The organism is Kordia periserrulae, assembly GCF_003054265.1.
GTDB classification, from domain to species: Bacteria; Bacteroidota; Bacteroidia; order Flavobacteriales; family Flavobacteriaceae; genus Kordia; species Kordia periserrulae.
This window is the reverse complement of the sequence record NZ_QBKT01000003.1, coordinates 433,019-446,241: the sequence shown is the minus strand read 5'-3', so window position 1 is coordinate 446,241 and position 13,223 is coordinate 433,019. Positions and strand designations below refer to the sequence as shown.

Genomic DNA, 13,223 nt, shown 5'->3' with positions numbered 1-13,223 from the left:
TTATTCATTTATTATTTATTGTTAAGAAAAATGTTTCCAACAAATCAGCTGATTTTGCGGAAACATTTTTTATATGAGTTGAAATGTGCTTTTATCTAGAAAAAATGCTTCCCAAATCCCGCAGAATCAATGGTAAACGCCGAACTGTTCTCAGAGCGATCTAACTTATTGTTGATGGTCAACGCCCACAAAATTAGTTCTTTACAGAAAATTTTGTCTTCATCGCTATAATCCGCCGCGTATTCTTTAATGATTTCGTTTAAAGGTGTTACCGCATTGATACTTGCGTAAAATTCTTCATCGGTATCTGTGTAGTTTAGCTCGATAAAATTATCTTCAAACCAATTCACAACGTCCGTATACGTGGTTTTTACGCCTTCTTTTTCGAGTTTGGGTACGCGTGGAAAGATGTCTTCAAACTGTGTCATAACTGCGTTGTCAATCAAGATTTTTGCCACTTCATCTGCGCCTTCTTGTTCACCTTCATATACCAATTCAATTTTTCCCGTGATGGAAGGAATAATCGAAACGAAATCCACTAAACGAATGGTGGTTTGCGCTGCTCCTGTTTCTATCAAACGTAATTTTGCGGCTGCCATCAAATTTTCCATCGCACTAATCGTTAAACGTGCACTTACACCACTTTTAGCATCTACATATTCGCTATTTCGCGCTGCAAACGCTACTTCTTCTAATAAATCTTTCGCCAAATTTGGAATTTTAATCGCTGATTTATCTTCCGCAGCAACCTTTGCTTCTTGTTCCGTAATTTTTCGCGCCAACGCAATGGACTTTGGATAATGTGTAAATATTTGCGAGCCGATTCTGTCTTTTAACGGCGTAACTATGCTTCCACGATTCGTGTAATCTTCAGGATTTGCCGTAAATACAAACTGAATATCCAACGGCATTCTGAGCTGAAAACCACGAATTTGCACATCGCCTTCTTGTAAAATATTGAATAACGACACTTGAATGCGCGCTTGTAAATCGGGCAATTCATTAATCACAAATATCGAACGATTCGCACGCGGAATCATGCCGTAATGCAACACGCGTTCGTCCGAATAGGGTAACTTCAACGTTGCTGCCTTTATCGGATCAATATCACCAATCAAATCTGAGACATTTACGTCTGGCGTTGCTAATTTTTCGTAAAAACGTTCTGAACGATGCACCCACGAAATCGGTGTTTCATCCCCGTGTTCTGCTAATACATCCTTCGCATATTTTGAAATAGGATGAAACGGGCTATCGTTGATTTCAGAACCTTTTACGACGGGCATGTATTCGTCTAACAAATCCACCATACTGCGCGCAATGCGTGTTTTGGCTTGTCCGCGCAATCCTAATAAATTGATGTGATGTCCTGCCAACAAAGCTTTTTTCAATTGTGGAATGACCGTGTCTTCATAGCCCAACAAACCTTCAAAAATAGGTTCATTGGCTTTGATTCGCGCAATGAGATTCGCTTGAATTTCCTCGCTGATGGTTTTGTCTTTGTAACCGGATTCTTTTAATTCTTTGAATGTGATTTCTTTTTGCATGCTTTTTTTATTCTTTTAAAACGTCATTCTGAACTTGATTCAGAATCTTCTACTTTTTTATTTGCTACTGTTTGTCTAAAGGAGCGCAGTCGAGAAAAGTTTGAAACTACATTTTAAACTACACAACAATCTCTGTAAAACAACTACCGTATTCTCCGTTTTCTATTTTTTTCGTAATCTTCAAAAATCATTTGTCCCAAACCTGACAGTCCTGTGAGGAATGCTTTTCCTTTGTTTTGTTCGGTAAAAATCTCTACAAAACGCCGCAAATACGGATCTTGCGCAATCATAAACGTGGTGATGGGAATTTTGAGTTTTCGCGCTTGTGCGGCTTTGGTTAAGCACTTCGATACGATGCGTTCGTCCAAGCCGAAACTGTTTTTGTAAAATTCGCCATTGGGCAAGGTTAAACAGCTTGGTTTTCCGTCGGTAATCATAAAGATTTGTTTGTTGGTATTTCGCTTACGGCGGAGAATGTCCATCGCCAGTTCCAATCCTGCAACAGTATTTGTATGATACGGTCCGACGTTTAAATACGGTAAATCTTTGATTTTAATCGGCCATGCTTCGTTTCCGAACACAATGACGTCAATCGAATCTTTTGGGTATTTTCTGTGAATTAGTTCCACCAACGCCATCGCGACTTTTTTGGCTGGTGTAATGCGATCTTCTCCGTACAGAATCATGGAATGACTGATGTCAATCATTAACACCGTACTCATTTGCGATTTGTGTTTGGTTTCTTCAACGATGAGGTCGTTTTCTGTGATGTGTAAATCGCCAATTCCGTTGTTTACTTGTGCATTTTTGATGCTTTCCGTCATGTTGATCATATTCAAATCGTCTCCAAACTGAAACGCTCTATGATCGCCTACTTTTTCATCGCCCACACCTTGTTTGGACGTTTTGTGATTTCCCAAACCGCTTTTTTTCAACTTCCCAAAAATCTGATCCAACGCGTACGAGCGCAAGGCTGCTTCTAGTTTGGCTGTTAGGAGCTTCTTCCCTTTTCCTTGTCCGTCAGCTTGATTTCCTTGTTGATTCGGGTCGATTTCTTCTTTGATGTAGCCGCGTTTTTTTAAGTCATTTTCAAAATCTTGCAGCGTATAGTCTTCGTTAAAAATGTCGTATTCTTTATCAAGCGTTTCAAGCCAATCGAACGCTTCGTCAATATCGCCTGAGGTATGTGTGAGAATGTCTTTAAAAATATCAAACACACGCTCAAAATGAGAGATTTCTTCGGGAATGTGTTTACTAAACGTAAAGCCTTTCCCATAGTTAAAATTCATAGTAGTCATTCGGTTTTCCTTTCGCTTTCTTGCCAGTAAAATGATGAAGAGTTTACCAGCGTTTCTTTTTTCTATAAAAATACGGAAAAGATTTGGGAAATGGTTGTTTGTTGTTTGTTGTTTGTTGTTTGTTGTTTGTTGTTTGTTGTTTGTTGTTTGTTGTTTGTTGTTTGTTGTTTGTTGTTTGTTGTTTGTTGTTTACTAAAATAATTTTTTATTCAAAGTTTTATTTTAAATTAGCATTTAAAATTTATAAAAATGCCGCTAATTAGAATAGACCTTACAGAAGGAAGATCAGAAAAGGAAATTAAAAATATAATGGATACTGTTCAAGATTGTTCTGTAGAGGCTTTTAAAGTTCCAGTAAGAGATCGATATCAAATAGTAACTGAGCATAAACCTGGAAGAATGATTTTACTTGATACTGGTTTGGATTTTGAGCGTAGTGAAAAAGCCATAGTTATTCAGGTCTTTACAAGTCCTAGAGCGACGATTAACAAAAATAAGTTCTACAAGTTACTATCTCAAAATTTACAAGCGAATTGTAACTTAGAACCTAAAGATTTACTAGTTTCAATTATGACCAATACTGACGTCGATTGGAGCTTTGGTTTTGGAGAAACCCAATATTTGTCGGGAGAGCTACCAAAAGAAGAAGAATCATAAGTAAATTTTACCGCTATATTTATTTTATATGCTTTAAAATTTTCTGAAATGGCTCTTTCATTTTTTTCAGATATGTTATAATTTGTTGATTTTTAAGCTTTAAAATTTTATTGGATATTACAAAGCAAGATTGAGTTGCTTGCCCATAACGTGTTCGTGTATGATTTCGTTGCGTGTTTAAGTAATAAAGTTAGCAAGATAGAAAGTCCGCGAGGACTTTCGTAAGTATAGGCTTTATTATTGCGATATGTTATTTAATGCAAATTTCGCCATCTCAATATTTCCATAAGTTGAGTTAGTGTCGAAAATTACACTAGTCAAAATCTTCGTAGCATTTTCAAGTTCACCATTTTCATTTAATGCTAATGCTTTATTGATTAATAACATTCCTTTAGTTTCCATATCAGGATTTTGTTCAAGTCCTTTTTCTATTGCTTTTAGTCTTTCCTGACCATCTAATAAACTTGAATATTCTTTCCAAGCTGGTGCAAAAGAAGGGAATTTTTCAACAAGTAATTTAATCATTTCTGATTTGTCGGTTTGATTGTCAATCCATTCAATATAAAGATAAGATTTATAAAGTCCTTTTTGTAAATCTCCTGTTTTTTCTCTCTCCAAAGTATGTAACGCTGTTTTTGAAGTGTAAAACCCTTTTGGTGCAATTTTGTCCGTTAGTTGATAGTATTTCAAAGCATTTTCATAATCATCTTGAAGTAGATAAGTATATGCTAAATCATAAAGTGGATATGGCCAATTAGGTGCTTCTTTGTTTGCTTGAGTTAATTTTTCAATCGCATTTTTGTAATCGCCAGTTTGTCCAAACTGTCTTGCTTGATTGTGTAAGGATTTTGCTAAATCAGAAACTCCTTCGATTCCGTAAATTTCGTAATTGAAAGTTCCAGTAGAATTTTCTAATTCTTCTTTTGATATTTTATTTCCGTTACTGTCTGTAAATTCTATTTTCATATTATTATCTGATTCGGATTTGTTTTCAATTTTTGCTTCATTTTTACAAGAGGATAAAAGTCCTAATGTCATTAAAAGTCCTACTATTTTATTTTTCATTCGATTGTTTTTTTCAGCTTGCACATAACGGTTGGTATATGAAGCGTAGCCTGCCGATAGGCGGCTATGATTTCATATACAGTGCTAGCTGTTTTTTATCTTTCGTTTCTTTAGAGAATCAGTTAAGAATTCAATTACCTCGATTAATGAGTTTTTCAATCCTTCTTCTTTGACTTCGATTAATTTTGAAACATTAATGATTAGTTTTTGAATCAATTCAGTTTCCCAATTATTTATTTTCTCAAAGGAGTAGTATGGTGGTTTGATATAATGAATTACATTCCCGACTAGATAATCGAGATACTCCACATTTTTAATTTCACCAAAAATCTTAATATATAGCTCGTCATCTAGCTCGTCATTTTTACAAAATAGAATTGGATCAGCTATTTCGTATAAATGAAACTCACTCCAATTCCCTATGTCAATCCTTAACTTTTTGGCCTCCAATTTGCTTAATTTGGTCAAAGACTTTTCCAAATAAGGCGTATGTTGATATTCCCATGAACCATCGCTGTCATTTCTATATCTAGAAATGTAGTCCTCAATTTGTTTGACAGTATTTAAGCAATTTTGTTCGGTCATAATTACAGCTAACGGTCTGGCTAAACTACGTTTTAATGCATTTTAGGTTTTGTTGGCAAATCGTTTTTAATTATCCCGCTCCGAACCTGAACCATTTTCCTTCTAAATGTTCCAAATAAGTAAGGTCTAGTTGGTTATTGTTTCCATTTATTAAGGTTGGTTGATTTACTTCTTCCTGCGAGAATTCTCCATGAACAAATCCCCACCCCTTTCCAACAACTCCATATCCACAGAAGAACACTTTGAAATCCCCTAAATTTCTATATTCTAAGATTCCAATATCTTTCATGTTATCCAATACAGATTCAGGAATCTCGTCAGGAGCATTTTCAATCTCAAATCCTTTGGTTTCTGAATTAGATTCAAAATATGAAATGATTGACTGAAATTTAGATTCTTCAAACTCAATCGAGTGTGGATTAGGTCCTGTTTGCATTGAAGGAAAACAAGAGGTCATAAGTAGGAACGAGATAAGTAATAAATTCTTCATTTTAATGTTTACCAACGGTCTGGCTATAAGGAGTAGCGCGCAAACCAGCTTTTTTTTTCGTTTTATTCAACAAATTTAGCAAATAAACTCCAACTTTCGATTTTCAAACCCAAACCTGAGCTATTGCTTATAGCTATTGTTGGTAAATCGTTTTTTTATTTCGGTTCATATTCTTTTCGGAATACGAATTCAATTGGTTTATTATTTTTTTTCATTCCATTGTATTCAAATAGCATTTCATTTGTTGGGTATTCTCCATTTTCTCCAAATAAGAATAAAATCGAATTCCGATTTGTTAAATCCTTATTTTTTAATTCCGTAATAAGTTCATCGAAAAAATATTCAGAGTCGAGCAGATCTTCCTTATATTCAGTCAGTTTATCCAATTCAAGTTTGTTAAACCACCAACTTTCCATAAAATCCTCATCAAAATATTCCAATTCAGCATCTTTTCCGAATTCAGATTCAGGCTCAACTTCGTTTTCATAGTCAAAATTTAGATAGTTTTTGTAGAGTTTATCTTCTAATTTAAAAGTTCCAATCCAAACACAAATTATTTTTTTAGTCATCGATTTCTAAATGTCTGCTAACGGTCTTGTATATGAAAAGTAGCGGGTTTATACACTGATTTTTCGGTTTAACAATGACCTCTAATTTATTCATTTTATTTCGATTAAGCGATTAAACCGCTATTTTTTATATACGTTGTTAGCTTGCGTTTTTTTGCAGTTGTTTTTTATTCGTCAATATTAAAATTCCTCCAATCACAAATCCGCTTATCAGTCCACCAAAATGAGCTGCATTATCAATTCCACCTAAAAATCCAAATAGTAAACTTACTCCTGCGTAAAGTCCTAATAGCATCCAAGTCATTCCTCTCATATAATTTGGATAAATTTTAAACACTGTAAAAGCTAAAATCAGTCCATAAAGTCCAAAAATTGCTCCAGATGCTCCAACACTAACTGTGTTTTCGTGCCAATAAATACTCGCTAAACTTGCGAGTATTCCGCAAATAATATAGATAATTATTAATTTTACTGAACCAAGTACATTTTCTAATAAGCTACTTCCAAGTCCAAGACCAATTAAGTTCATAAATAAATGTAATAGTCCACCGTGAATAAACATAGAAGAAAATAACCTCCAATATTCTCCATTCATTACCTCAAATCTTCTATTTCCTCCAATTTCGAGTAATTCTTTTGGTGTAGGCGAAACAATGTTTAATCCGTCAAAAACCATAATTAGAAAGAATGTGATATTTAGAAGTAATAATATTGCAGTAGCTTTATTTTCTCCCATTGGATTCAATAAGCTTAATACATCTTTTAAATCGTCCTCTTTTAAAGGTTTATTCTGCCTAAAATCTTTCAATTCCTTTTCGTCAATTTTTGGAATTAATACCATTGCTAAAAGAACTAAAGCCCCAATCCCAAAAGAACCAAAAATCCAAGGGAATGAATTACCAAGTCTATTTTCAAAAACATCTTTTTTGGGAACAAGTATTATTTGTTCTTTTTCGTTCAAGTCGGTATTTCTTTCTTTAATAGCCTCTATGAAACCATCTCTATCGTCAGAATAACCAAGTCGCTCAAAATATTGAACATCTTGAAAATTATATGTTTCAAACTCTTTTTCTGATTTTTTCAGAAAAGTTCTGTATTCTGAATTTTTCCTTTGCTCACTAATTCTGTTACTTAAATTCTTTTTATACTCAACTCCATACCAAATAGAGTTTGCTCCATCAAAAGGACAAGCCAGATACAGGTAAAAATTTAAATTATCATTATTTCGACCAGAAGTTCTTGCAGTTACATATGGAAGACTTGATTTTTGGTTAACATCAAAGGAAGTAACTCTAAAGTATTTTTCTTGTTTTAGTTCTCCTACTTCTGAAATTGAAGATATTTCGTTTAAGTCAAAAGAACTTTTTTCGATGTAGTTTTGACTAATAATTATTGGAACAGCCATTGCTGCTGCCATAGCAAACTGATAACCAAAATATCCGTTGTCTCTTTTACCCTTAATGTTTAAAATTCGAATTCTTATTCGTAACCAGATAAGTATAGGAATCCAAGGTAGAGCGAAAGGAATCCAAAAATTCAATAAGTTTTCCTTTAAGGGTAAAATTCCGAGTTTGATATCTAAAGTCCAACGGAATATATTGTAAAAAAGAATAGTTCCTATCGAAACTATTAAAAATGGAATATAAACTTCTTGAAATTTTGTCTTAATGTTATTCAAATCGCAATGTTGGTTTTAAATGCAAGCTAACGTACGTATAACAAGAATTCCTGTTTACATACCAAATCTGGTAAATAACAGGAACTCATTTTCCAACAACTTCCTCTTATTCTCCATAAATGTAAAACAAAACTCACACATATACAATGCGGTTTTCCGTAGTGTTTCCGATATAACACAAAAAGACATTCTTAACAGAGCTAAGAATGTCTTTTTTATAAAATTAGTAGGAGTATTTTTTAAACTCTTACATGTCCGTCACCAAAAACATAGTATTTATTGGTCACCAATTGCTTTAGTCCTAAAGGACCTCTGTGGTGAAGTTTGTCGGTACTGATTGCCAATTCTGCGCCAACGCCCATTTGTCCGCCATCTGTAAATCGCGTGGAAGCATTGTGATATACCGCAGCACTGTCTACATTTTGCATAAAATTCATGGCTTCGGTTTTGTCTTCTGTGATGATGGATGCTGAGTGTTTTCCGGAGAACTTATTGATGATGTCAACAGCCTCATCTAACGTGTTTACTTCGCCAATTAATAGTTTTAACGCTAAAAATTCTTCGTACCAAATATCCGTATCTTTAATTTTTTCTTTTTGAGAAAGAATATCAGAGACTTTGTCATCGACTAAAATTTCAACTTGATGCTTTTCAAGTTTTTCTTGAAGCATTTTCAGCTTGATTTCGTATTCTGGAAGGTTTTTGTTGATTAAAACTTTGTCCAATGCATTGCATCCCGATATTTTATCGGTTTTCGCATTGATGATGACGTTGACTGCTTTGCTCCAATCTGCATGTTCAGAAACATATAAAAAGTTATTTCCTCTACCACTAACGAGTACCGCACATGTAGCGTGTGTTTTTACAAAATTAATGAGTCGTTCACCACCGCGCGGAACGATTAAATCTAGCGGTTCAGTTGGGTTTCTTAAAAATTCTTGGGTTTCTTCACGTTTTAGGTGTAATAGTTGTATCCATTCTTTGGAAAGTCCATTCGCTTCTAAAGCTTCATGCCAGCATTTTTCTAAAATAACATTGCTGTTATAGGCTTCTTTTCCACCTTTTAACAAGATTTTGTTATTGGCTTTAAATGCTAATACTGCTGCTTCTATGGTCACATCTGGTCTGGATTCATAAATGATAAGAATGGTTCCAAAAGGTGCTGTCGTATTGACAATATTTAGATTGTTTTTTAAGGTTCTGTTCGATATTTCCTGACCAACTGGGTCGTCTTGACTCATCACATCCTTCACCGCCGTAATCATTTCATCTACTTTTTTGTCGTTAACGACCAATCTATCATAGAGTGCTTGATCTTCTCGTTGAAAAGCGTCTAAGTCCTTTTTATTTTCTGTAATTATAGTTTTTCGTTCGCGTTCTAAAATTTCAATCATGGATTTTAAAACGTTATTTTTTATAGCTGTTTTTAAAAGTTTCATTTACTCAATTTTTTTTAAGATTATTTTAGGCAGTTATAAATTTGGTGCCTACTTCTTTATCGTTTACAATATCTACAATGACATTTTCTCGTTTACCGTTGGCAATGTAGGTTGTAATGTCTTTATTGGCAGTTCCTTTGGCTACTTTTAATTTTGAAGCCATTCCACCACGTCCTTCACCTTCTACTTTTTCAGAAGATTGCACATATTTTTCCACATTTTCATGTGTTTTTACTTCGTTGATAATTTCAGAGTCATCATCATCTGGATGTCCTGTATACAAACCGTCAGTATCTGAAAGAATAATTAATCGGTCTGCATCCAAAAGTTCTGCAACCAAACTAGCCAATTCGTCATTATCTGAAAACATCGACATTGTGAGTGATACGGCATCATCTTCATTCGCAATTGGTATGATTCCTTCGGATAAAAGACCTTCGTAGCAGTTTATCATATTGTCACGGTGTTTCCCTGAATCAAAATCACGTTTAGTCGCCAAAACTTGGGCACATCGCAATCCGTAATCGTGCACTGTTTTGTAATAATGGTGCATCATACGTGGTTGTCCCACCGAAGAATACACTTGTCGCCTAATAGATTTATCTTTTATGGCGATATCACCCAATACTTCCTTTCCTGCTATCACAGAACCTGAAGATACAAGGATAACACTAATGTCCTCTTCGTGTAAAACCGCGATTTGTCGTACGAGTTCTCGCAGCACAGGACCTAATATTCGATTGTCTTTATTTGTCAGTACGTTGGTTCCTACTTTTACAACCACACGTTTTATATCTTTACTCATATTATTCATTTTCTTTTCCTAGTTCTACAGCTCTTTCAAAGGCAGCATACGCCGCTTCTTTAATGAGCTGATTTACATTATTATCTTCCATAGAGTCAATTGCTGCCTGTGTTGTACCGCCTTTTGAAGCAACACGATCAATCCATTTTTCTAGGGAAATATCCGATTGATTGAATAATTCGATAGCACCTTTAAAGGTATTCGCCACCAATACTTTAGAATCGTAATCGGAGAAGCCCATTTTTAAGGCAGCTTCTAACATGGATTGCATAAAATAAAATACATAGGCTGGCCCACTTCCTGAGATACCTGTGGATTTGTTGATAAAGGTTTCGTTTTCAACATGAATAGTTACGCCTGTAGAGTCTAGCAAATTTCGAATCATTACTTGTTCGATTTTAGAAACCTCACTTGTTTCTGTAAATGCAGTTACGCCTTTACTAACTTTTGCAGGAAGGTTAGGCATTGCTCTTACAGCTTTCTTTAAACCCGTTGCGCTAGTTATAAAATCCAGTGTTACACCAGCCATTAAGGATACGATAATTTGTTGTTCATTAAGATGCGGTTTCATTTCTTCAAATACTGCTTCACAGTGATGAGGTTTTACGGCAATAAAAATGATATGTGCTATTTTTACAGCATCTTCAAGATTGTCATACAGACGAAATCGTTTATCATCGCTGAGCGCATCTACAACATCTTTACTTTTATCATATACTAATAAATAGCCATCTTTGAGATATGGAGAAGAAACCATGCCTTCGGCAAAAGTAAGTCCCATATTACCGGCACCAATCATTAAAACTTTCATTTTGTTACGTTTGATTTATATAACCTATATGCCACAAGAACTATACGGAAGTCCGTATTTGAAGTATTCATTTATAAAATTATGATATCCTAAACGATACGTTTAAATAGTTAAGAGATTCAAAAAATTAACCGTAATCGTTAATGATGTGATAATTAGGCTACAAAGGTTTGCGACAACTTGTCAGTGTCAAAATGTAATAAAATCACTATTTTGTCTTGATTGTAAGCGAAGTTCATTTTAAAATTCTATAACGAGCACCAAAAGAAAGGTGCCTTTAAAAGTGCTAGGAATACCTTGTTTTTTGTGGAATCATTGGGTTGTGTAACGGTTACCGTTGTTGTGGTTAGTTATTTTTATCCGATTTTCGTTTTTTAATTCTTTAATTTTCAATATTCTATTCATTATAATTCCAACATATGAGGTGAGAATTATAATCAATGATAAAACGATTTGCCAAGGTTCAGATTTCAGGTCGGTAAATAATAACTCAAATTGAGGGATTTGTAACAAAGTCAAGATTATTATTAAAACTGAAAATATGAGTAATGATTTTAAATTCTGATTAGTTGATTTTGATTGATATCCGACTAATATTTCTTTTGTGTAGATTATCAGTAGTCCAACTGTCAAGATATTTGGTAAGAGTAAATTCCAAAATCCGTATTTCTCTTTAAATAGATTTCCGAATGTCAAGTATCCAAAGGTCAGCCAACCAAAAATATAGATTGTGGTTAAGGTCAGTCCTATCCACAATAACTTCAATAATATTTCTGGTTTCCATTTTTCCATTCAATGTTCTAATTGCACACATTGGTTTGCATATGGCTTGTGGCGGTTTCGAAGCACTTTCCTGTCCACCGAAACCAAACTTGGCTACGGAGCGAAAACCTTGTTGGCAGTCGTTCTCTCGCCATAAGCTATACACGTTTTGCCTGTTTCACAAGTCTAAGATATTGAATAATTGTGTATCTTATTGTATGCAAGGCAAGAAAATCTATCAAGAAAAATTATGCAACAATTTTCAGTTAAGCGATTGAATTTAGTCATTGCTTACAACTTTAAAAAGTATCTAAAATTCATTTCAACAACGGCAAAAAGTGGAGCAAGATTACTTGCTTTGGTCATTTTTAAAATAAAGTCACTATTTGGTCACTATAGCTGGATTGTAAGCGGTGTAAATTTTAGGATTCAATAAGGAAGCTCAAAAGAAAGGCACTCTTAAAAGTGTTAAGAATGCCTTGTTTTTTTGTAGAATTATTGATTTGTGGAACGGTTACCGTTGTTGTGTGCTGGCTTTTTTTCATTCCGATATGCTCTTAATTAAGTCGTTTTGTAAAAATTCATACTCCGATTTTTTCCAGAAATTCAAGTTAATTAGTCCTGTTGTACTGTCCTCAATCCATTTTCCGTTTTCATTAGATTCCACAGTCCATTTTATAGGTCGATTTCCTTTTTTTGTCAATTTCAGTCGGCAGTCTTTGGAAAGTCCGAACGCAAAGCAATTCAGAGCATCATTTTCGTTATCAAACTCCTCGTGCCAAAAGTCAAACGCAACCATAAATCCACCATTTCCATTGTCAGTCAGCGTGACTGGAAATCCATTGTCATTTTTCGGATTCACAGTTATCGATTCCGCATTTAATTCATAATCCGCTTCTGGATATTTTTTCAATCGGTTTACTATTTCGTTAATCGTTTTACTCATTTTTCAGCTTGCATACAACGTCTCGTATAAGAAACGTAAGGCAGGTGATAAGCGATACGTTTCGATTTGGTACTAAGCCAAATATAATATTTTGCTTTTATCTTTTTTATTGAAAATGCCAAATTTTATAGTTGGCGACTTTGCAAATAAATACAGACCTTCATAATTAAGCCTAAAACGCCCTATGTTTTCTTATACATTGTTAGCTATAGTAGTTTTTTAGGACTTTACTTGTATTCCGTTGGAATCATATAATTTTATTTCAAAATCTGTTTTAATGTCTTTTAGGTAATTATTAACTATAAATTTGGTTGTAAGATGATAAGAAGCCGAGAAATTTAAAAAATATCTTAAAAAAAGAATCAATATTGATGACTTGTCAGAAGAACTATAACTCACAAAAGCACTTTTAGGTACTGTTAGTCCTTTGTCTATAAAATATTTTCCTAAACTAGTTTCTCTTATAGCAGGAGAATAAGAAATTAAACCTTTATCCATACAAACTATAAGGTCAGGAATTTCTTCAAGTCCAAGTATTTTATCTTTTATCTTCTTTGTCATAAATTTTATA

Annotated in this window: 14 protein-coding genes; 1 reads left to right on the top strand and 13 read right to left on the bottom strand. The window is 34.1% G+C overall.

Translation table 11 applies throughout. The features are described from left to right. Positions 1–95: 95 nt before the first annotated feature. Complete coding sequence (locus tag C8N46_RS08875) at positions 96–1,547, bottom strand: sigma 54-interacting transcriptional regulator (protein WP_108114519.1); 1,452 nt, start codon at positions 1,545–1,547, stop codon at positions 96–98. Between the two features lie 143 nt (positions 1,548–1,690). Beyond that, the gene (locus tag C8N46_RS08870; RefSeq protein ID WP_108114518.1) at positions 1,691–2,845 is read right to left on the bottom strand and encodes a vWA domain-containing protein; all 1,155 of its coding nucleotides are present in this window, start codon (positions 2,843–2,845) and stop codon (positions 1,691–1,693) included. A 249-nt stretch (positions 2,846–3,094) separates the two neighbouring features. On the opposite strand from C8N46_RS08870, the gene C8N46_RS08865 reads away from it, so the two are divergent. Then, positions 3,095–3,502, top strand: coding sequence for a tautomerase family protein (locus C8N46_RS08865; protein WP_108114517.1), 408 nt, complete (start codon positions 3,095–3,097; stop codon positions 3,500–3,502). 237 nt (positions 3,503–3,739) lie between these two features. Here C8N46_RS08865 and C8N46_RS08860 read toward each other — a convergent pair whose 3' ends face one another. From C8N46_RS08860 to C8N46_RS08800, 11 genes are all read right to left on the bottom strand, one after another. Beyond that, positions 3,740–4,567 carry a tetratricopeptide repeat protein gene (locus C8N46_RS08860; RefSeq protein WP_108114607.1) on the bottom strand — a complete coding sequence of 276 codons (828 nt, stop codon included), beginning with the start codon at positions 4,565–4,567 and terminating at the stop codon, positions 3,740–3,742. 84 nt (positions 4,568–4,651) lie between these two features. Then, a complete protein-coding gene (locus C8N46_RS08855; RefSeq protein WP_108114516.1) occupies positions 4,652–5,152 on the bottom strand; it encodes a hypothetical protein in 501 nt (166 codons plus the stop codon). 70 nt (positions 5,153–5,222) lie between these two features. Next, positions 5,223–5,642, bottom strand: coding sequence for a hypothetical protein (locus tag C8N46_RS08850; protein WP_146169775.1), 420 nt, complete (start codon positions 5,640–5,642; stop codon positions 5,223–5,225). Positions 5,643–5,797: 155 nt separating this feature from the next. Then, positions 5,798–6,211, bottom strand: a complete 414-nt coding sequence (locus C8N46_RS08845; protein WP_108114514.1) for an immunity 22 family protein — start codon at positions 6,209–6,211, stop codon at positions 5,798–5,800. Between the two features lie 139 nt (positions 6,212–6,350). After that, positions 6,351–7,889: a rhomboid family intramembrane serine protease gene (locus tag C8N46_RS08840; protein ID WP_108114513.1), complete on the bottom strand. Its 1,539-nt coding sequence runs from the start codon at positions 7,887–7,889 to the stop codon at positions 6,351–6,353. Between the two features lie 239 nt (positions 7,890–8,128). Continuing rightward, on the bottom strand, positions 8,129–9,328 hold the full coding sequence (locus C8N46_RS08835) for a glutamate-5-semialdehyde dehydrogenase (protein ID WP_108114512.1): 1,200 nt from the start codon (positions 9,326–9,328) through the stop codon (positions 8,129–8,131). A gap of 25 nt (positions 9,329–9,353) precedes the next feature. Then, on the bottom strand, positions 9,354–10,133 hold the full coding sequence (gene proB, locus C8N46_RS08830; protein WP_108114606.1) for a glutamate 5-kinase: 780 nt from the start codon (positions 10,131–10,133) through the stop codon (positions 9,354–9,356). A 1-nt stretch (position 10,134) separates the two neighbouring features. Next, a complete protein-coding gene (gene proC, locus C8N46_RS08825; RefSeq protein WP_108114511.1) occupies positions 10,135–10,944 on the bottom strand; it encodes a pyrroline-5-carboxylate reductase in 810 nt (269 codons plus the stop codon). Positions 10,945–11,256: 312 nt separating this feature from the next. Then, complete coding sequence (locus tag C8N46_RS08820) at positions 11,257–11,736, bottom strand: hypothetical protein (RefSeq protein ID WP_146169774.1); 480 nt, start codon at positions 11,734–11,736, stop codon at positions 11,257–11,259. A gap of 511 nt (positions 11,737–12,247) precedes the next feature. Further along, positions 12,248–12,652 (bottom strand): hypothetical protein, encoded by a 405-nt coding sequence (locus C8N46_RS08805; protein ID WP_108114507.1) that lies wholly within the window; start codon positions 12,650–12,652, stop codon positions 12,248–12,250. 219 nt (positions 12,653–12,871) lie between these two features. Further along, positions 12,872–13,213 carry a hypothetical protein gene (locus C8N46_RS08800; protein ID WP_108114506.1) on the bottom strand — a complete coding sequence of 114 codons (342 nt, stop codon included), beginning with the start codon at positions 13,211–13,213 and terminating at the stop codon, positions 12,872–12,874. Positions 13,214–13,223 lie beyond the last annotated feature (10 nt).

What these genes read in the sequence shown, in the direction of transcription:
- C8N46_RS08875 (WP_108114519.1), bottom strand. Translation starts at nt 1,547, where the DNA reads ATGCAAAAAGAAATCACATTCAAAGAATTAAAAGAATCCGGTTACAAA.
- C8N46_RS08870 (WP_108114518.1), bottom strand. Translation starts at nt 2,845, where the DNA reads ATGACTACTATGAATTTTAACTATGGGAAAGGCTTTACGTTTAGTAAA.
- C8N46_RS08865 (WP_108114517.1), top strand. Translation starts at nt 3,095, where the DNA reads ATGCCGCTAATTAGAATAGACCTTACAGAAGGAAGATCAGAAAAGGAA.
- C8N46_RS08860 (WP_108114607.1), bottom strand. Translation starts at nt 4,567, where the DNA reads ATGAAAAATAAAATAGTAGGACTTTTAATGACATTAGGACTTTTATCC.
- C8N46_RS08855 (WP_108114516.1), bottom strand. Translation starts at nt 5,152, where the DNA reads ATGACCGAACAAAATTGCTTAAATACTGTCAAACAAATTGAGGACTAC.
- C8N46_RS08850 (WP_146169775.1), bottom strand. Translation starts at nt 5,642, where the DNA reads ATGAAGAATTTATTACTTATCTCGTTCCTACTTATGACCTCTTGTTTT.
- C8N46_RS08845 (WP_108114514.1), bottom strand. Translation starts at nt 6,211, where the DNA reads ATGACTAAAAAAATAATTTGTGTTTGGATTGGAACTTTTAAATTAGAA.
- C8N46_RS08835 (WP_108114512.1), bottom strand. Translation starts at nt 9,328, where the DNA reads ATGAAACTTTTAAAAACAGCTATAAAAAATAACGTTTTAAAATCCATG.
- proB (WP_108114606.1), bottom strand. Translation starts at nt 10,133, where the DNA reads ATGAGTAAAGATATAAAACGTGTGGTTGTAAAAGTAGGAACCAACGTA.
- proC (WP_108114511.1), bottom strand. Translation starts at nt 10,944, where the DNA reads ATGAAAGTTTTAATGATTGGTGCCGGTAATATGGGACTTACTTTTGCC.
- C8N46_RS08820 (WP_146169774.1), bottom strand. Translation starts at nt 11,736, where the DNA reads ATGGAAAAATGGAAACCAGAAATATTATTGAAGTTATTGTGGATAGGA.
- C8N46_RS08805 (WP_108114507.1), bottom strand. Translation starts at nt 12,652, where the DNA reads ATGAGTAAAACGATTAACGAAATAGTAAACCGATTGAAAAAATATCCA.
- C8N46_RS08800 (WP_108114506.1), bottom strand. Translation starts at nt 13,213, where the DNA reads ATGACAAAGAAGATAAAAGATAAAATACTTGGACTTGAAGAAATTCCT.